Consider the following 17,319-nt stretch of genomic DNA (forward strand, 5'->3'; position numbering starts at 1 on the left):
GCAGTCGGCGGGGGTCTCAGTCGGCCGGGCGCGACCAGGCCAGCGCGGTGCCGCCCTGGTCGGCGGAGGCCTGGGCGAGGAGGGCGAGTCGGGTCGCGGCGAGCGAGTCCCGGGTTCCGACCTCGGGGGTGCGCCCGTCGGCGAAGGCGTCGAGCGCCTCTTCGGCCGGACGCCGCCCCGACGGCAGATCGAGCACGCGGGTCGGCTGATCGTCGGTCGTTACCTCGACACGGCCGCGGGCCCAGAAGATCTCCGCGGTCCCGCGGGTGCCGACCAGGCGCAGCCGGTAGTCGCCGTGCACGTCGGAGGCCTGCGGGGTGAGCCAGCTCACCTCGGCGGAGACGACGGTGTTCGGTGTCGTGAGGGTGGCCGAGCCGTAGCGCGCGAATCCCTCGGCGCCGTCGAGCGGGGCCGAGACGGCTCCCCGGATCACGCCCTCGTCGGCCGGCGCGAACAGGAGCGCGGCGTCGAGGTCGTGCACCGACAGGTCGGTCAGGATGCCGCCGTACTGCGCCGGGTCGAAGAACCAGTCCGGCCGCTGGGTGCGGTTGAGCTTGTGGGGGCCCGACGAGGTGACGCCGACGATGTCGCCCAGCTCTCCGGCGCGCACGACATCGAGTGCGGCGAGGGTCTCGGGGTAACCGCGCTTCTCGAGCAGCAGGTTCACGGTGCGGTCGACCTCGGCAGCCACGGCCTCGATCTCGTCGAGCTCGGCGAGCGAGGTGCACAGCGGCTTGTCGGCCAGCACGTGGGCACCGGCGCGGAGGGCGGCGATGACATCTGCTCCGCGCGCTCCGTAGACACCGGCGATCACGGCGACGTCGACGCCCTCGGCGAGCAGATCCTCGGCGCGGTCAAAGGCGGGCACGCCGAAGCGGGCGGCGTGATGCGCGGCGACAGAAGGGTCGGAGTCCTGTACACCGACGAGCTCGAACGCGGCGCGGTCGGCGCGGGTCAGCTCGTCGAGCACGTAGTCCACGTGCGGATGGGCGGCACCGATGATCGCGATCCGAGGCATGGGCGACAGTAAATCATGCGACCGGTTGCATGGTCAACCGCCGATCGTGTGCGCAGCCTCCGTGGTGGCCCGGACGACGAGGTGCGTGGCGATCGTCACGCGGGCATCCGAGCGCTCCCCGCTGGCGAGCACGCCGAGCAGAAGCTCGGCTGCCGCATCGCCCGCCGCCGCCGAGGCGGCCGAGATCGTGGTGAGGGCCGGATGCGTGCCGGAGGCGAGGGTGTCGTCGCATCCGATCACGCTGATGTCGCGGGGAACGTCGATGCCGCGCAGCGCGAGCCCCGCCATCACGCCCTGGGCGACCACGTCGTCGAAGGCGATCACGGCCGTCGCCTCGGAGGCGAGGATGCCGCCGACCGCGTCGCGTCCGCTGGCCGAGCTCGGGCGCCCCAGCTCCTGCACGATGACCTCGAGTCCCGCGCGCTCGGCGGCCCGGGCGAGGGCGGCCCGGCGCTGCTGGTCCGACCACGACTCGCGCGGCCCCGACAGGTAGACCACGCGGGTGTGGCCGAGGCGGTGCAGGTGCGCGACAGCCTCGTCGAGGCCTCCGCTCGGATCGATCAGCACCCGCGCCAGGCCCTCGATGTCGCGGTTCACGAGCACCACGGGGCGCGAGGCGTCGAGCTCGCGGATGCGGTCCTCGTCGAGGCGCGGCGAGGCCAGGACGAAGCCCTCGACCTGGGCGCTGAGGCGCGAGGTGAGGTTGGCCTCGCGGTCGGCGATCTCGTCGGAGTCGCCGAGGAACACCGCGTAGCCGGCGGCGTCGGCCAGCGTCTGCACGCGGCGCACGAGCGGCGGGAAGAACGGGTTGGCGATGTCGGGCACGACCACGGCGACGTTGCCGAAGCGACCGGTGGAGAGCGCGCGCGCGGCGTGGTTCATGACGTAACCGAGCTCGTCGGCCGCGGCCTTGACGCGTCGCACCGTCTCGGGGTTCAGCAGCTCGGGGCGGCTGAACGCACGGGAAACCGTCGACCGCGAGACGCCGGCCACACGGGCGATGTCGCCGATCGTCACCGACGTCGATGCCGTCTTCCTCTTGCCTGTCACGTCACACACACTAAGCCCGTGCACCGTGGCTGCGCGCGTGCGAACCCCCGGGAATCTCCTCGTGGGGGCGGCGAGAACGCGAAACGGATCCCATTCGGGGGCTTGACTTTGCAAGCGGTTGCATTAATCTTGCGAATCATGAGCACGACGACGTTCGCCCTGCATGCCCACCCCGACCGCGCCGCGATGGGCGCTGCCGCCGCGCGATCGGCGGCGCGCACCCTGCGCGAAGCCGTGGCCGCTCGCGGCACCGCTCGGATGATCGCCGCCGCCGCCCCCAGCCAGCTCGACGTGTACCGAGCCCTCACCGCCGAGCCCGACGTCCCGTGGGACCGCATCACGATCCTGCACATGGACGAATACCTCGATCTCGACCCCGCGGCACCCCAGCGCTTCGGCAACTGGCTGCGCACCCACCTCGTCGATGCGGTGCAGCCCGCCGCGTTCCACCCCATGCGCACCGAGCTCGGCGCCCAGGCGGCGACCGACGAGTACGCGGCCCTGCTCGCCGAAGGACCCATCGACCTGGTGTGCCTCGGCATCGGCGTGAACGGCCACATCGCGTTCAACGATCCGCCCGACGCCGACCTCGGCGACCCGTGCCCGGTGCGCGTGGTGCAACTCGACCTCGCCAGCCGCGTGCAGCAGGTCGACGACGACTGCTTCGATACGCTCGAGGCCGTGCCCACCCACGCACTGACGCTGACCATCCCGGCGCTGATGAACGGCGCCCACCTCGTGTGCGCCGTGCCCGATGCGCGCAAGGCCGAGGCCGTGCGCGCCCTGGTCGAAGAGCCGATCAGCTCGCACTGGCCGTGCACGGTGCTGCGGCGGCATTCGCGCTGCGAGGTGCACGTCGACCGTGACGCGGCATCGCTGCTGCATCCCGCACCGGCCGTGGCGGCCCAGGCGGCGCGATGACCGCGCGCACGCTGCACGGTCGCGACGCCCTCGGCGCGGGCGGGCTGGAGGTCGTCGTCGAGCACGGCCGGATCAGTGCCCTCACCCCGACCGCCGACCCCGGTGACGGCGCCCCCTGGATCGGCCCCGGACTGATCGACCTGCAGGTCAACGGCCACCTCGACGGTGACGCGAATGCGGCAGAGCCCTCGCCGGCCCACATCACGGCGATGGCACAGTCTCTCGCCGCACACGGCGTCACGCGATTCCTGCCGACCGTCATCACCGCCTCGCCCGCCGAGATGCTCGCCCGCATCCGTGCGATCGACGAGGCCGTGCGCACCTCGACCGCGACCTCGCGCGCGGTCGGCGGCATCCACGTCGAAGGACCGAGCCTGTCGGAGCAGGACGGCCCCCGCGGCGTGCATCCGCTCGCGCACATCCGTCCCCCGGCCATCGCCGAGCTGCAGACCTGGCTCGACGCCGCTCCCGGCCTGCTCCGGGTCGTGACCCTGTCTCCGCACCATCCGGGGTCCGTCGAGGCCACACGCTTCCTCGTCGCGCACGGCGTGCGGGTCGCGGTCGGGCACACCCACGCGACGGATGCCGAGATCGCCGCGGTCGTCGACGCCGGCGCCACGCTCTCCACGCACCTCGGCAACGGCGCGCATGCGGTGCTCCCCCGGCATCCGAACTACCTGTGGACTCAGCTCGCCGAACGCCGGCTCACCGCCGGTGTCATCGCCGACGGCCACCACCTGCCAGATGCCACGCTCGCGACCATGATCGCCGCCAAGCGCGACCACGGCATCTTCCTCGTGAGCGACGCCGTCGCCACGCCCACGGCCCTGCGGGAGAACGGCGTCTCGACGGTCGGCGGTGGCGTGCACCTCGCCGACGACGGAGCACTGCGGCACGTGTCGACCGGGTTCCTCGCGGGCTCGGTGCAGACCCTCGACGTCGGTGTCGCGACCGTCGCCCGCCTCACCGGTTCGCTGTCGGCGGCGCTGCGGCTCGCGACATCGGCCCCCGCAGCCGTCCTCGGCGACGGCCCGCACTGGACGGTCGGAGCCCGCGCCGACGTGCTGCTGTTCGACTGGGCACCCGGCGAGCGCTCGATCACGCCGCGTGAGGTGCTGATCGCGGGAGAACCCGCCACCGAGTCCGCCGACGCCCGCACGACCGCAGGAGGAACCCGATGACCATCGACAGGGCCGACGTGATCGTCACGAGTCCCGACCGCAACTTCGTGACGCTGAAGATCACGACCGCCGACGGGGTGACGGGGCTGGGCGATGCGACGTTGAACGGGCGGGAGCTCGCGGTCGTCGCATATCTGACCGAGCACGTCGTGCCGTTGCTGATCGGGGCGGACGAGTCGCGCATCGAAGACACGTGGCAGTTCCTGTACCGCAGCGCGTATTGGCGGCGGGGCCCGGTGACGATGGCCGCGATCGCCGCGGTGGACATGGCGCTGTGGGACATCAAGGGCAAGGTCGCCGGCCTCCCCGTCTACCAGCTGCTCGGCGGCGCCTCCCGGAACGGCCTGATGGCGTACGGGCACGCGTCGGGCAAAGAACTCCCGGAGCTGTTCGACTCGATCCGCGCGCACCAGGAACAGGGATACAAGGCCATCCGGGTGCAGACCGGGGTGCCCACGTTGAAGGCGATCTACGGGATCGCGTCGCAATCGGCCGACGCCGGGGGCGGCGAAGCCCGGTACGACCACGAACCCGCCCGCCGCGGCGCGAAGCCGGTGGAGGAGGACTGGGACACCCGCGCCTACCTCAACCACCTCCCCGGGGTGTTCGAGGCGGTGCGGAACGAGTTCGGTCCCGACATCCCCCTCCTGCACGACGGCCACCACCGGATGACCCCCATCCAGGCCGCCCGGCTCGGCAAAGACCTCGAACCGTACGACCTGTTCTGGCTCGAGGACTGCACGCCGGCCGAGAACCAGGAAGCACTGCGCCTGGTGCGCCAGCACACCACGACGCCGTTGGCGATCGGCGAGATCTTCAACACGGTGTGGGACTTCAAGGACATCATCCGCGACCAGCTCATCGACTACGTCCGCGGAGCCGTCACCCACATGGGCGGCATCACCGCCCTGAAGAAGACGCTCGACTACGCGGCGATGTACCAGATCAAGTCGGGCATGCACGGGCCGACCGACATCTCTCCGGTCGGCATGGCCGCCGCGATGCACCTGGGACTGTCGATCCACAACTTCGGCATCCAGGAGTACATGCAGCACGGCGCCCGCACCGACCAGGTCTTCCAGCAGTCGTTCACCTGGACCGACGGATACCTGCACCCCGGGAACCAGCCCGGCCTCGGCGTCGAGCTCGACACCGACGAAGCGGGCAAGTACCCCTACGAGCAGGCCTACCTCCCCTACAACCGCCTGCTCGACGGCACCGTCCACGACTGGTGAACGCGGGGTGGTCGCGCCCGTGAGAGACCTCGGGCGCGACCACCCCGCGCAGTAGGCTGAACGCATCATGGACGAGTTCATCCAGGGCTTCTGGAACTTCGCGCAGCACTACTGGTGGCTCATCTTCCCCATCATGGCGATGGGGGGCGGTGCCGCGAAGGCGTGGGAGCAGGGTTCCAAGCGTCGTCACGAGCGCCGACTGGAGACGCTTCGCATGAAGGCGCAGTTGAAGACGGCCGAGATCGAGGCGCGCGCGCTCACCCAGCAGGCCAAGCGCCGCGGCCCTTCGCTGGTCGACACCACGGCATCCGTCGTCCCGAACGACCTGGTCGCGCGACTGTTCGCCGAGCACGACGAGATCACCGCGCGCTGGCTCGACTACGAGCTCGACGTCGCGAAGCTCATCGCCTTCCCCGCCATGAGCGATGGCCGTCAGCCGCTGACCGCCGCGTTCCTGCGCGCGAAGAAGACGGCGGATGCGCTGCGTCCGGCATCCGCCGAGGTGAAGGTGTCGGAGCAGCAGATCACCGAGTACCTGCAGGCCGTGGGCGACTACGCGGTCGCATTCGAGATCGCCGAGAAGGATGCCCGGCGGCTGCGCGACTCGACGTTCACCGCGCCGGAGCGCAAGCGTCTGGAACGTGCTCAGCAGCTGCTCAAGGTCGCGGTCGACGAGTCGGCCACGCAGGCCGAGCGCAACGTCGCCTACAAGCGCGTGCGCGAAGAGCTCGACGGCCTCATCCTGCTCTCCGACGACGCCGTCACGGTGCTCGAGAAGCAGGTGGCGAAGGAGATCTCCGCCCCGGAGACGACCGCCCCGGAGCCCGAGCGGATGAGACTACCCCTCCGCGACGAGAAACCCCGAGACGCGAACACACCCGCGGGCCCCGCCCGCATCCCGCCCCTGCCGGGCGACGACGACGGAGGCATGCCGCGGTGATCACTCGGTTCGAAGAGCTCGACTGGCAGACGACGCCGATCGGCGACCTCATGCTGCGCCGGCGCACGGAGCCGGCGGTCGGGCAGGAGATCTACGAGGTCAAGCTCGGCGACGAGTACCTGATGTCGAGCCTGTTCACGGTGGCAGAGGAAGAGCTCGCGAATCTAGGCCTCGCCGCGGTGGTCGGCGACGACCTCTCGGTCCTGGTCGGCGGGCTCGGGCTCGGCTACACCGCCGTCGCGGCGCTGCGCGATGCGCGGGTGGCATCGCTCACGGTGATCGATCGACTGGGCGCCGTGATCGGCTGGCACGAGCGCAAGCTCCTGCCCGCGTCGGCGGAACTCGTCGAGGATGCGCGCACGAGTCTGGTCGAAGACGACTTCTTCGCCGTCATGCGGTCGGCACCCGCTGAGGGGCACCGCGGGTATTCGGCGATCCTTCTGGACGTCGACCACTCTCCCCGCCACCAGCTCGACCCGACGCACGCCGACCTGTACGACGCCGCCGGCCTGCGCGCCCTCGATCGTCACCTCGCCGCGGGAGGGGTCTTCGCCCTGTGGTCGGATGATCCGCCCGACGACGATTTCATGGCCGAGCTGAACGTCGTGTTCGATGATGCCGTCGCCCACATCGTCGACTTCGACAATCCTGTGACCGACGGGGTGTCGTCGAACACCGTGTACGTCGCGCGCAGTCGTGGAGCGGACTCCGTGTCGCTCGACGCCGCCGCGCGCACCCAGCCGAGAGAAGAAGCATGACCCCGGAGAACGTCACCGGTCCCGTCGCCCGTCACGCCGAAGGTCCCGTGTGGTGGCCGGGCTGGGGTGGACTGCGGTGGGTCGACGGGGAGGCTGGCGATCTGCTGACGCTGGGAACCGACGGTGTGACCCGCCAGCACATCGACGACGAGTACCTGGCGTTCGCCCGGCCGCGCACGAACGGCGGCCTGGTGGCGGTCGGCGCCCGCACGCTCTACCTCGCGGATGACGTCGACGGCGAGACGCGCGCCGTGGCGACCCTGCACGAGGATCCGCACGTGCGCATGAACGACGGATGCTGCGACCCGCGCGGCCGCCTGCTCGCAGGTTCCATGGCCTACGACGCCGCACCGGACGGCGGATTCGTGCTGCGGCTCGACGCGGAGCTCGCGGTCTCGACTGTGCTGCCTCGGGCGACGATCTCGAACGGCATCGGCTTCTCACCCGACGGCCGCCGCGCCTACTACGTCGACACCGCCACCCACCGCATCGACGTGTTCGACGTGGCCGAGGGCGAGCTGCGCGGACGGCGGGCGTTCGTCGTGATCCCCGAGGAGCAGGGTTCCCCGGACGGGCTGACCGTCGCCGCAGACGGCAGCGTGTGGGTCGCCCTCTGGGGCGGCAGCGCCGTGCACGGCTACGACGCGACCGGAGTGCTCGTGCAGACGATCGAGCTCCCCGTGCCGCAGGTGTCGGCGTGCACGTTCGGCGGCGACGACCTCGGCACGCTCTACATCACGACGTCAGCGCAGGGCCTCCCCGACGACCACGGCACCGAGGCGGGCTCGGTGTTCGCCGTGCAGACCGGTGTGCGCGGGCTGCCGGTCACGCTGTTCGCCGGCTGAGACGGGTTCTGCCGAGAGCCCGACGGCCTCTGCCCGAGGCACGGTGCACTCAGCAAAAGGAACCGTGCCCCGGACACAGGCCGCCGGGCGCGAGCGGCGGTCAGCCCAGGTGCACCCGTTCGGTGCGCTGGTGCTGTCGGCCGAGACCCTCGATCTCGATCGTCATCTCGTCGCCGTCCTGCAGGTACGGGAACCGTCCGGAGAGCGCGACACCCTGCGGCGTGCCGGTGTTGATCACGTCGCCCGGCTCGAGCACCAGATACTGGCTCAACTCGTGCACGATCTGCAGCACCGGGAAGATCATGTCCGCGGTCGAGGAGTCCTGACGCGCCTCGCCGTTCACGAACGAGCGCAGCCGCAGCGCCTGCGGGTCGACCTCGTCCGCGGGCACGAGCGCGGGTCCGAGCGGGTTGAACGTCTCGGAGCACTTGCCCTTCGACCACTGCCCACCCGAGACGTCGAGCTGGTACGCGCGCTCGGAGACGTCGTTCGAGATCGTGTAGCCGGCGATGACTTCGCGCGCGGCATCCGGCGACGACAGGTACCGGGCCGTCTTGCCGATCACGATCGCCAGCTCGACCTCCCAGTCGACCTTCTCGGCGCCCGGCGGCAGCAGCACGACGTCGTCCGGGCCGACGACGGTGTTCGGATGCTTGAAGAAGATCACCGGATGCTCGGGCGGCAGCGACCCCGACTCGGCCGCGTGCGCTGCGTAGTTCTGACCGATGCAGACCACCGCGGTCGGACGCGTGACGGGCGAGCCGATGCGCAGGCCCTCGACGTCGGCCGTGGGCAGCTCGCCGCGGCTCAGTGCCGCGCGCACGCGAGCGATACCGTCCGACGCGAGGAACGCGCCGTCGATGTCGGCGGTGAGCGGCGAGAGGTCGTAGACGATGCCGGCCTCGCGGACGTACGGACGTTCGTGGCCGACCGGGCCCAGTCGCAGCAGTTCCATGATGATCCTTCGGTCAGCGCGCGGCGGCGTAGGTCGGGTTGACGATCGGCACGGGCTCACCGGCGAGGTACCGGATGATGTTCTCGGCCGCGTGCACGGGCAGATCCGCCAGCGCCTCGGGCGAGAACCAGGCGGCGTGCGGGGTCAGCAGCACCTGCTCGAGGTCGCGCAGCGGCGAGTCCGCGGCGAGGGGTTCCCCTGCGAACACATCGAGGGCGGCGGCACCCAGGTGCCCGGCGCGCAGCGCGGCGGCGAGTGCCTCCTCGTCGATGAGCGGGCCGCGGCACGTGTTCACCACGACAGCGCCGGGCTTCATCGTCGCGATGGCCGCAGCATCGACCAGGTGCCGGGTCTCGTCGGTGAGCGGCACGTGCAGCGTGAGGATGTCGGCCTGCGCCACGGCATCCGGAATCTCGACGGGCTCGCACCCGGCATCGCGCACGGAGTCGGCGGGGGCGTAGGGGTCGGCGACGAGGACGCGGAAGCCCAGCGCCCGACATCCGCGGGCGACCATCGACCCGATGCGGCCGAAGCCGAGCACCGAGACGGTGGTGGCCGAGGGGCGCACGGCGAGGGGGCGGGCGTCGACGGCCTTCCAGGTGCCGGCGCGCACGGCGCGGTCGTAGGCGGGGAGGCCGCGGGCCTGCGTCATGATCATCGCGATGGTGTGCGCGGCGACCTCTTCGATGCAGTAGCTGGGGGTGTTCGCGACGGCGATGCCGCGGGCGGTGGCGGCCTCGACGTCGACCATGTCGTAGCCGATGCCGACGCGGCTGATGATGCGCAGGTTCGGCATTTGGTCCATCACCTCGCCGGTGATCTGCGCCCACTGCACGACGAGCCCTTCGGCGTCGGAACCGGCGGCGGCGATGTCGTCGAAGCTGCCCGATACGGCGCGCTCGGCGCGCAGCCCGGCCTGCCGGAGGGTGTCCTCGATGACGGTTCCCGGCAGGTCGCAGTCACTGACGAGGATGAAGGGCGCAGTCATGACAGCGATGCTATAGCATCTAGCAGATGTCTGCACAGCACTACGGTTGTCCATCATTTGCTATAGCATCGGACGCATGACTACGCGCCGCGCTCTGATCACGGGGGCCAGTTCCGGTATCGGAACCGCCGCCGCCCTCGACCTCGCCCGCGAGGGCACTGCCCTCTGGATCACGTACGCCGGACGGGAAGCCGAAGCTCTCCGCGTCGCCGAGGAGTGCCGGGCGGCCGGCGCCCCCGAGGTGCACGTCTCGCGCCTCGACCTGCGCGAGCGCGAGTCGATCGACGCGCTGGTCGGCGAGATCACGGATGCCTGGGGCTCGCTGCACGTGCTCATCAACAACGGCGGCGTGTGCCCGTACACCGCCTACGACGACATCGACTTCGACGAGTGGGACATGGTCCTCGAGACCAACGCCCGCGGCACGTTCTTCCTCACCCGCGGCGCTCTTCCGCTGCTCCGGGCCGCCGAGGGAGATCGCTCCGTGATCAACATCGCGTCGATCGCCGGGCAGGTCGGCGCGCTGCAGACCGGCATCCACTACGCCGCCAGCAAGGGGGCGATCCTCGCGATCACGCGCAGCTTCGCCCGTCACCTCGCTTCGGAGGGCATCCGAGTGAATGCGGTCACCCCCGGTCCGGTCAAGAGCGCGATCACCGACCAGTTGCAGGGCGCGGGCCGCGAGAAGCTCGAATCCGGCATCCCGCTCGGCGCGTTCGGCCAGCCGGAGGACGTCGCCTGGATCATCACATCACTCGCGTCTGAGCGCGCCCGCTTCATCACCGGCGCCACCTACGACGTCAACGGAGGCGTTCGCATTGACTGACCTCTCTGCCCGCTCCGCCATCGACACCGTCCAGGCGCAGCTCGACGCGTTCAACGCGCACGACCTCGACGCCTTCGTCGCGACCTACGCCGCGGATGCCGTGATCACCGGCGTCGCTCCCGAACCGGTGGTGGGCTCGGCCGCGATCCGCGCGTTCTACGGGCCGCGGCTGCAGAACCCCGAGCTGTCGTGCGTGATCGAGACGAGCGTGCTCTTCGGCACCCGCTGGGTCGTCGCGCAGGAGCAGGTCATCAACGCGGGCGTCGCGACCGAGACCATCGCGACCTTCGACGTGGTCGACGGGGTGATCTCCCGCGCCTCGATGCTCAAGGCCTGAAGCCGCGGCGACCTCGCCGGCCGGCCCTCCCGACATCCTGTGTCAGCGGGCCTCTCCACCTGAAGGAGATCTCGCGACATGAAGGAGCCGTAGGCGAAAAGGCTCCTTCATGTCGTGCTTTCTCCTTTAGAACGCGCGACTCTCGGGACACTGGCACGCCGCAGAACTGCGATCCGTGAGCCCCTACCCCGCGTGCGCGGCCGCACCGGCGCGGTTCGCCTGAAGGAGTGAGACGACAGACGTGGCGACGAAGATGGCCGCGACCGCAACGACAGCGACGAGGGACGCAGTGCCTTCGGTGACGAGCGCGATGAGGGCTGCAGCGAGACTCACGACGAAGCCGATCCAGACGGTCTTGGCCGCCGCGCGGTGGGATGCTGCCCACGATGCGTCACCTTCGCATCGTCGCGTTCGTGCGGATGCCGGCGAGCCGGTTGCGGTGCAGTCGACCGCGGCCTGCGAGTTCCGTCAACACGGCGGTGAGCAGCAGCAGCGCGGGGAAGATCACGGCGATGACAGGCATGCCGGCAGTCTAGAACGCCCTGGCTCGGCCACGCGAGGCGAAGGAGATCTCGCGGAATGAAGGAGCCATCCGCGAAAGGGTTCCTTCATACCGTGCGATCTCCTTCAGAACGTGCGGGCGCAGCCGCAGAACGCGCGGTCGCAGCGGCACAACGGTCCCGGGTCACTCGTGCTCGGGAAGGATCGGCGACGACCACCCAGGATCGCGCCCCAGCTGCGCCGCCCGCGACACCGAGGTCGAGCCGTAGCGATCGCGCAGGGTGTCGAGCACGGAGTCGAGTCGCGCGTCATCACCCCAGTCGATCGGCAGTTCTGGCTGCACGTTGCCGGCGCGGTCGAGCTGCGACAGGGAGATGCCGATCAGGGTGATGCCGCGCGCCGTGATGTCGGCCTGCGCCGCGGCGAGCAGGGCGCGGGCCAGGGTGAGCACGATGGCGGTGCGGTCGGTGGGCGCACGGAGCGAGCGCGAGCGGGTGGCCTTCGTGAAGTCGCCGAAGCGCAGCCGCAGCACCACGGTGCGACAGACGCGGTCGCCGTCACGGAGGCGGCGAGCGAGCCGGTCGACAATCTGGGTGAGGATCAGGTCGAGCTCCTCCGCGGACCGCGGGCGGCTGCCGAGCGCGCGCTGTGAGCCGACGGACCCGCGCCGCCGGGTGGTGTCGACCGGTCGCGGATCCCGCAGCCGGGCCAGCGCGTGCACGTGGGCGCCCGTCGCCTTGCCCAGCATCCGCTCCGCCGTCGCAGCCTCGAGCTCGGCGAGCTCGCCGACGGTGCGGATGCCGTAGCGGTGCAGTTTCTCGGCCGTCACCGCTCCCACGCCCCACAGCCGTTCGACCGGGAGCGGGAGCAGGAACTCCTCCTCGCGCTCGGGCTCGACGACCAGCAGGCCGTCGGGTTTGCTCACGGCGCTGGCGACCTTGGCGAGGAACTTGGTGCGCGCGACCCCCACCGAAATGGCAAGTCCTGCCTCCGCCCGCACGCGTTCCCGCAACCGGGCCGCGATCTGCTCCGGCGTGCCGGCGATGCGTCGCAACCCCCCGACCTCGAGGAACGCCTCGTCGATCGAGAGCCCCTCGACGAGCGGGGTGGTGTCGCGGAAGATCGCGAACACGTCTTTGCTCGCGGCGGAGTATGCCTCCATCCGCGGCGGGACGACGACGGCATCCGGGCAGAGTTCGCGCGCCTGCCGTCCGCCCATCGCCGTGCGGACCCCGCGCGCCTTCGCCTCATAGCTCGCGGCCAGCACGACCCCGCCGCCCACGATGACGGGTCGACCGCGTAGTTCCGGCGCGTCGCGCTGCTCGACCGACGCGTAGAACGCATCGAGATCGGCGTGCAGCACCGTGGCTTCCCCACGCATCCGTTCTCCCGTCGACGTGCGGATCGTCGCACGGACCGGGGACATCGAGGTCGGGATCGAGCAAGGACGACGGGATGTCCGTGCTCGCGGATATCGTCGGCGCGTGCCGGAACCGGTGAAGCAATGGTGGGCGCGACGGCAGTTCTCCCGCGGTCGCGCCGTTCCGTATGAGGTGGGCACGTACCGCGCCGGGTGGGCGGCGTACCCGGAGCTGATTCGTCAGTACCACCCCGAGCTCAATCACGGCATCGCGCTGTCGCAGGTCCCGCTCGCGGCCGATGTGCTGCTCTGTTGGGAGTGCCCGGTCGGGCACCGGTTCGCCGCCACCCCGACCGAGCAGCGCGAGCGGCCGGGACAGGTGCGGCGCCGCTCCGCGTGGTGTCCCGAGTGCTCGGCCCTCGCCCGTCCGCAACCGGTCGTGCTGGGCGAAGCCCGTGCTCTCCCACGCAAACCCCGTCGTCCCGCGCCCGCGCTCTGCGCCAAGACGCCCGACCTGCCGGCAGGAACCGCGTTCGTGAGCGCGTGCGCCCCGCGCCCGGCATCCGCGGTGGAGGGACGCCTACGGACAGAGCTCGGAGCACTGATCGAATTCGACGCGGCGGTGAACGCGGTGAAAGTGTCGCGCCCGTTCTTCCGCCACACCGAGGTCTGGCCCGACATCGTGTTCCCGGAACTGCGAGTCGCGCTCGAGTACGACACGGTCGGCCGTCATGGCCTGGAGCACGTCGGCAAGCGACAGGATGCCGATCTGCGCAAAGACCGCGCCCTCCGCGCTGCGGGGTGGGAGGTCATCCGCATCCGCACCGGGAAGCTCGAACCCCTCGGTGCGCACGACCTCGCGCTGTCGTCGGTGAGTGCGAAGAGCGTGGTGCGCATCATCGACGAGCTGCGGGTCATCCGCGGCGCTCTGCTCGTGGACGCGTACCTGCGGTGAGGCCTTGAGCGCTCCCGGCCACCCGTCGCGAAGGAGAACTCTCGAAACGAAGGAGCCGACAGCGCAGAACGTCCTTCATTCCGCGACTTCTCCTTCAGAACGCGCGGAGCGACTCCCAGAACGCGCGACGCGACTGCCGGCGCCGCCCCGTCAGCCCTTCCCGAACCGGAACACTCCAGGATCGAGCGTGAACCCGAGCCCCACGGCATCCGTCGGCCGGATCCGCCCCTCGAACGACGGACCGCCGAGCACGAACGACGGCGCCGGGTCGTACGGGTTGATACCCCGCGCGAAGGTCTCCACGCCGATGCCCAGGTGGGCGGTGACCTCGGGGTAGACATGCCCCGAGACGGGCACGCCGCGCTCGGCCGCCCAGGCGATCAGCTCCCGCGCCGGGGTCACGCCACCGATCGCGACGACGTCGAGGCGCAGCGCTTCGACCCCGCCGACCTCGACCAGCGCCTTCAGCACGGCGGGGTCGGTGACCTCATCGCCGACCGAGACGGCAAGTCCCGACTCCCGACGGATGCGGGCGACACCCGCGGCGTCTTCGGGGAGCAGCGGGTCTTCGAGCCAGGCCAGCTGCGGGTCGCCCCACTGCGCGATCTCGGCCAGGGCGGCATCGGCATCCGGCCAGCCGAAGCCGACGTCGACGATCAGACCGGTCGCGGAGGGCAGCTCGGCGTTCAGCAGGGCGAACAGCTCGCGCATATATGCCGGATCGGGAATGCGCGAGATCTTCACGTACGTCCAGCCGTCGGCCTGAGCGAGGACCTCGTCGGCGACCTCGCGCGGAGCCCGGTCAGGCGACGGATATGCGGCGACGAGAATCGAGTCCCGCGGCGCGTCTCCGGTGCCGAGCAGCGTCCACAGCGGCACGTCAGCGCGTCGTGCCGCGATGTCCCACAGTGCGATGTCCACGAGGCCGATGGCCCGCCGCACGAGACCCACCCGCCCGACGATCGCACTGCCGCGCAGCATCCGCTCCCAGGTCGCGATCGGGTCATCGGCATCCGCACCGACCGCATGTGCCGCGACGAGCCGGTCGACGATCTCGGCCATCGGCGCCTCGCGCGACAGGCAGTAGGCGACGCCGGTCGTGCCGTCGTCGGCGGTCGCCTGCACCGCGCTGTACTCGCGGCGGGTCACCGTCATCGCCCCCAACTGCAAGGGCGCGGGGAGGGGCAGAGCAGCCGTGGCCGTCTCGATGCGCGCGATCGTGCTCATTCGGGCTTCTTCGCCAGGGGGATGCCGTAGTCGACCATGAAGCCGCCGTCGACATACAGGGTCTGGCCGTTCATGTAGCGGGACTGGTCGGAGACGAGGAAGCTGACCGCCGCGGCGATCTCGCTCGCGTCGCCCAGGCGCTTCGCGGGGATGCGCGACAGGATCGTGTCGAGGCTGAGCGTGCCGGCCTCGACGCCCTGGCGGAAGACTCCCGTGTCGATGTAGCCGGGCGCGACCGCATTGACCCGCACGCCACGCGAGGCCCACTCGGCACCGGCAGTCGAGGTCAGGCCGATCACGGCGGCCTTGGTCGTGGCGTAGGGAGCGCGTCCCGCCGACCCGCGCGACGAGATCGACGAGATGTTCACGATGCGGCCGTCGCCGCGCTCCAGCATCCGCTTGCCGGCGGCCTGCAGCGCCGAGAAGACGCCGTGCAGGTTGACGTCGACGACCGCCGACCATTCGTCCCAGCTGAGGTCTTCGATGCCGCGGTGGCGCTGGATGCCGGCGTTGTTGACGAGCACCTCGATGGGTCCGAGCTCGGCCTCGATCTCGCCGAACACCCGGTCGACGCCGGCGTGGTCGGTCACGTCGAGCTCGCGCCACAGGATGCCGGCGGGGTTGTCTCCCGCGGTGAGTCCGGGCACGCGATCCGCGGCGACGACCGTGTAGCCGTCGGCGGCGAGGCGCTGGCCGATCTCCCAGCCGATGCCGGCGGATCCTCCGGTGACGATGGCGACGGGCGCGGTCATTGCTCTCCTCAGGGTGTGCGAGATTTGCTATAGCAAGTGTAGCGGGCGCGCGACTCAGCGGTCGAGGAGATCGGCGACGACCGCCGCGACATGCTCCTCGAGCAGGTCGAGGGCGCCCGGAGCGAGCGGCGTCTGCCACGCCTGGTACGCGCCGCGGTCATACGCATCGCGCGTGGGCAGGTACACGAAGCCGGGGCCGTTCGTGAGGTTCATCACGACGATCGGCGTCTCGGGGAACCGTGCCCGCAACGCGGTCTGCAGACGCGAGTACGCCTCGCCCGGATGCCCGACGATCACCGCATCCCCGAGCCGCCAGGCCCAGACCGGATGCTGCACCGTCGGCCCGTCGATGTACCCGTCACGCAGGTTGCGCGCGCGGCCGAGACGCTCCTCACGCGAGCGGGGGTCGATGTCCTTCCACTCCTCAGCGAGCTCTTCCAACGTCGGCAGGTCGCGCAGCGGCAGCTCGACGCTCGTCACCGAACCGGCCGCGCCGTCCCCGCCCGAGACACCCCGCCCGGCCCAGATCGCCAGCGGAGCGCCGGACTCCACGACGCCCTCGAGGGTCAGTTCCTCCCCCGGCGCAGGCAGCGAATCGAGGGCCGCGAGCACCGCATGCCCGAGCGAGCGTCCGTGGCGGTCGGCGACCGTGACGTCGCCGGTGTACTGCTCGCGGGGTGCCAGCTCGCCCGATGCGCCCTGCACGAACAGGCACGGCGCACCCGTGGCGGCCTCGACGATCTCGCGCATCGCGCCGACGTAGTCCGGCGAGACCTCACGGCTCTGCCAGGCGAGCGTGGTCGGGTGGCACGCATAGTTCACGAGCGTGCCGCGCACGACACCGTCGACGCTGAGGCGGCCGATCATGACGGTGTCGTCGGCGATGCCTGCGGGGTTGAAGCCCACCAGCGCACGACCGTCGACATCGAGCTCGCGGTCGGCCGCGAGCGTGCAGCGCCCGGTCGTCCACTCGATGAGTCCGGGAACCGCCCCGTCGAGTGCCTCGCGTCCGGCGGCGATGCCCGCGGCGGCGAGCGCCTCGAGGTACCCGGGGATCAGCTCTCCACCCGGGAGGTGCGCATCGGCCGCGCAGAGCACCGCGCCGGCATGCGTGTGCGAGAGCGACAGCATCAGCTGATCGGGGTCGAGTCCGAGGCCATCGAGGATCGCCCCGCGGACACCCTGCTCGTCGGCCACGCGACGCCACCACGTGCCGTCGACCGCGAGCAACAGTCTCGGTCGGTGGTCTCCCGCGATCACGGCGAGCGCGGTCAACTCGAACGGGCGGTGCGCCCCCTCGGAGCGCTCCCAGTCGGCGGGACCCCAGTTCTTCGCTCGGATGCCGACGGGCGGCGTGACGTCGCGCCGGGCGACGCCGATGCGCGCGCGTGTACGGGGGATGCGGATGCGATCGCCGAGCTGGGTGGGCGATGCCGTGTCGTTCACGAGAGGTCCTCCATGCTGTCCATG

19 protein-coding genes are annotated in these 17,319 nt (G+C 70.9%); 9 read left to right on the plus strand and 10 right to left on the minus strand.

Annotated elements, in window-relative coordinates:
* Positions 1-16: 16 nt before the first annotated feature.
* Together J7E45_RS09000 and J7E45_RS09005 are read right to left on the minus strand one after the other, a co-directional pair.
* Entirely contained in the window at positions 17-1,018 is a 1,002-nt protein-coding gene (locus J7E45_RS09000) for a Gfo/Idh/MocA family protein (protein WP_215068622.1), read from the minus strand.
* Positions 1,019-1,051: 33 nt separating this feature from the next.
* Positions 1,052-2,068: a LacI family DNA-binding transcriptional regulator gene (locus tag J7E45_RS09005; RefSeq protein WP_308162088.1), complete on the minus strand. Its 1,017-nt coding sequence runs from the start codon at positions 2,066-2,068 to the stop codon at positions 1,052-1,054.
* A gap of 138 nt (positions 2,069-2,206) precedes the next feature.
* Here J7E45_RS09005 and J7E45_RS09010 point away from each other — a divergent pair, with 138 nt between their 5' ends.
* The 6 genes from J7E45_RS09010 to J7E45_RS09035 all read left to right on the plus strand — a co-directional run bounded on the left by J7E45_RS09010 (position 2,207) and on the right by J7E45_RS09035 (position 7,948).
* Positions 2,207-2,989 carry a 6-phosphogluconolactonase gene (locus J7E45_RS09010; protein WP_205828929.1) on the plus strand — a complete coding sequence of 261 codons (783 nt, stop codon included), beginning with the start codon at positions 2,207-2,209 and terminating at the stop codon, positions 2,987-2,989.
* Positions 2,986-4,170: an N-acetylglucosamine-6-phosphate deacetylase gene (locus tag J7E45_RS09015; RefSeq protein WP_215068626.1), complete on the plus strand. Its 1,185-nt coding sequence runs from the start codon at positions 2,986-2,988 to the stop codon at positions 4,168-4,170. Before J7E45_RS09010 ends, J7E45_RS09015 begins: the two co-directional genes overlap by 4 nt.
* Entirely contained in the window at positions 4,167-5,405 is a 1,239-nt protein-coding gene (gene manD / locus J7E45_RS09020) for a D-mannonate dehydratase ManD (protein WP_215068628.1), read from the plus strand. Before J7E45_RS09015 ends, manD begins: the two co-directional genes overlap by 4 nt.
* Before the next feature lie 67 nt (positions 5,406-5,472).
* Positions 5,473-6,345, plus strand: a complete 873-nt coding sequence (locus tag J7E45_RS09025) for a hypothetical protein (protein WP_251053546.1) — start codon at positions 5,473-5,475, stop codon at positions 6,343-6,345.
* The gene (locus J7E45_RS09030) at positions 6,342-7,103 is read left to right on the plus strand and encodes a spermidine synthase (protein WP_215068631.1); all 762 of its coding nucleotides are present in this window, start codon (positions 6,342-6,344) and stop codon (positions 7,101-7,103) included. Before J7E45_RS09025 ends, J7E45_RS09030 begins: the two co-directional genes overlap by 4 nt.
* Positions 7,100-7,948 carry an SMP-30/gluconolactonase/LRE family protein gene (locus J7E45_RS09035; protein WP_215068633.1) on the plus strand — a complete coding sequence of 283 codons (849 nt, stop codon included), beginning with the start codon at positions 7,100-7,102 and terminating at the stop codon, positions 7,946-7,948. The genes J7E45_RS09030 and J7E45_RS09035 overlap by 4 nt, the downstream gene beginning before the upstream one ends.
* 100 nt (positions 7,949-8,048) lie before the next feature.
* Here the strand turns inward: J7E45_RS09035 and J7E45_RS09040 are convergent, their stop codons facing one another.
* Together J7E45_RS09040 and J7E45_RS09045 are read right to left on the minus strand one after the other, a co-directional pair.
* A complete protein-coding gene (locus J7E45_RS09040) occupies positions 8,049-8,903 on the minus strand; it encodes a fumarylacetoacetate hydrolase family protein (RefSeq protein WP_215068635.1) in 855 nt (284 codons plus the stop codon).
* Between the two features lie 13 nt (positions 8,904-8,916).
* Positions 8,917-9,891 carry a C-terminal binding protein gene (locus J7E45_RS09045; RefSeq protein ID WP_215068637.1) on the minus strand — a complete coding sequence of 325 codons (975 nt, stop codon included), beginning with the start codon at positions 9,889-9,891 and terminating at the stop codon, positions 8,917-8,919.
* A gap of 76 nt (positions 9,892-9,967) precedes the next feature.
* Here J7E45_RS09045 and J7E45_RS09050 point away from each other — a divergent pair, with 76 nt between their 5' ends.
* The gene (locus J7E45_RS09050; protein WP_215068639.1) at positions 9,968-10,717 is read left to right on the plus strand and encodes an SDR family NAD(P)-dependent oxidoreductase; all 750 of its coding nucleotides are present in this window, start codon (positions 9,968-9,970) and stop codon (positions 10,715-10,717) included.
* Positions 10,710-11,054, plus strand: a complete 345-nt coding sequence (locus J7E45_RS09055; protein ID WP_215068640.1) for a nuclear transport factor 2 family protein — start codon at positions 10,710-10,712, stop codon at positions 11,052-11,054. Before J7E45_RS09050 ends, J7E45_RS09055 begins: the two co-directional genes overlap by 8 nt.
* 183 nt (positions 11,055-11,237) lie before the next feature.
* On the opposite strand, the gene J7E45_RS09060 is transcribed toward J7E45_RS09055, so the two are convergent.
* The 3 genes from J7E45_RS09060 to dinB all read right to left on the minus strand — a co-directional run bounded on the left by J7E45_RS09060 (position 11,238) and on the right by dinB (position 12,936).
* Positions 11,238-11,387 (minus strand): hypothetical protein, encoded by a 150-nt coding sequence (locus J7E45_RS09060; RefSeq protein ID WP_215068642.1) that lies wholly within the window; start codon positions 11,385-11,387, stop codon positions 11,238-11,240.
* A 58-nt stretch (positions 11,388-11,445) separates the two neighbouring features.
* Positions 11,446-11,577, minus strand: coding sequence for a hypothetical protein (locus J7E45_RS18055; RefSeq protein WP_285228978.1), 132 nt, complete (start codon positions 11,575-11,577; stop codon positions 11,446-11,448).
* Positions 11,578-11,739: 162 nt separating this feature from the next.
* On the minus strand, positions 11,740-12,936 hold the full coding sequence (gene dinB, locus J7E45_RS09065) for a DNA polymerase IV (protein ID WP_215068644.1): 1,197 nt from the start codon (positions 12,934-12,936) through the stop codon (positions 11,740-11,742).
* Between the two features lie 103 nt (positions 12,937-13,039).
* Between dinB and J7E45_RS09070 the strand changes: the two genes are divergently transcribed.
* Positions 13,040-13,870 (plus strand): zinc-ribbon domain-containing protein, encoded by an 831-nt coding sequence (locus J7E45_RS09070; RefSeq protein WP_215068646.1) that lies wholly within the window; start codon positions 13,040-13,042, stop codon positions 13,868-13,870.
* A 150-nt stretch (positions 13,871-14,020) separates the two neighbouring features.
* On the opposite strand, the gene J7E45_RS09075 is transcribed toward J7E45_RS09070, so the two are convergent.
* From J7E45_RS09075 to J7E45_RS09085, 3 genes are read right to left on the minus strand one after another with little or no spacing between them, the layout of a single operon-like run.
* Positions 14,021-15,097, minus strand: coding sequence for an enolase C-terminal domain-like protein (locus tag J7E45_RS09075; protein ID WP_215068648.1), 1,077 nt, complete (start codon positions 15,095-15,097; stop codon positions 14,021-14,023).
* Positions 15,094-15,849 carry an SDR family NAD(P)-dependent oxidoreductase gene (locus tag J7E45_RS09080; protein WP_215068649.1) on the minus strand — a complete coding sequence of 252 codons (756 nt, stop codon included), beginning with the start codon at positions 15,847-15,849 and terminating at the stop codon, positions 15,094-15,096. Before J7E45_RS09080 ends, J7E45_RS09075 begins: the two co-directional genes overlap by 4 nt.
* A 54-nt stretch (positions 15,850-15,903) precedes the next feature.
* Complete coding sequence (locus tag J7E45_RS09085; protein WP_215068651.1) at positions 15,904-17,295, minus strand: hypothetical protein; 1,392 nt, start codon at positions 17,293-17,295, stop codon at positions 15,904-15,906.
* Between the last annotated feature and the right edge of the window lie 24 nt (positions 17,296-17,319).

Source organism: Microbacterium sp. ISL-59 (genome assembly GCF_018613945.1).
Taxonomy (GTDB): domain Bacteria; phylum Actinomycetota; class Actinomycetes; order Actinomycetales; family Microbacteriaceae; genus Microbacterium; species Microbacterium oxydans_B.

Bases quoted from the DNA above. Each gene is read 5' to 3' on its own strand.
- J7E45_RS09075 (WP_215068648.1), bottom strand. From the start codon at position 15,097: ATGAGCACGATCGCGCGCATCGAGACGGCCACGGCTGCTCTGCCCCTC.
- J7E45_RS09050 (WP_215068639.1), top strand. From the start codon at position 9,968: ATGACTACGCGCCGCGCTCTGATCACGGGGGCCAGTTCCGGTATCGGA.
- manD (WP_215068628.1), top strand. From the start codon at position 4,167: ATGACCATCGACAGGGCCGACGTGATCGTCACGAGTCCCGACCGCAAC.
- J7E45_RS09035 (WP_215068633.1), top strand. From the start codon at position 7,100: ATGACCCCGGAGAACGTCACCGGTCCCGTCGCCCGTCACGCCGAAGGT.
- J7E45_RS09000 (WP_215068622.1), bottom strand. From the start codon at position 1,018: ATGCCTCGGATCGCGATCATCGGTGCCGCCCATCCGCACGTGGACTAC.
- J7E45_RS09080 (WP_215068649.1), bottom strand. From the start codon at position 15,849: ATGACCGCGCCCGTCGCCATCGTCACCGGAGGATCCGCCGGCATCGGC.
- J7E45_RS09010 (WP_205828929.1), top strand. From the start codon at position 2,207: ATGAGCACGACGACGTTCGCCCTGCATGCCCACCCCGACCGCGCCGCG.
- J7E45_RS09045 (WP_215068637.1), bottom strand. From the start codon at position 9,891: ATGACTGCGCCCTTCATCCTCGTCAGTGACTGCGACCTGCCGGGAACC.
- J7E45_RS18055 (WP_285228978.1), bottom strand. From the start codon at position 11,577: ATGCCTGTCATCGCCGTGATCTTCCCCGCGCTGCTGCTGCTCACCGCC.
- dinB (WP_215068644.1), bottom strand. From the start codon at position 12,936: ATGCGTGGGGAAGCCACGGTGCTGCACGCCGATCTCGATGCGTTCTAC.
- J7E45_RS09015 (WP_215068626.1), top strand. From the start codon at position 2,986: ATGACCGCGCGCACGCTGCACGGTCGCGACGCCCTCGGCGCGGGCGGG.
- J7E45_RS09025 (WP_251053546.1), top strand. From the start codon at position 5,473: ATGGACGAGTTCATCCAGGGCTTCTGGAACTTCGCGCAGCACTACTGG.
- J7E45_RS09040 (WP_215068635.1), bottom strand. From the start codon at position 8,903: ATGGAACTGCTGCGACTGGGCCCGGTCGGCCACGAACGTCCGTACGTC.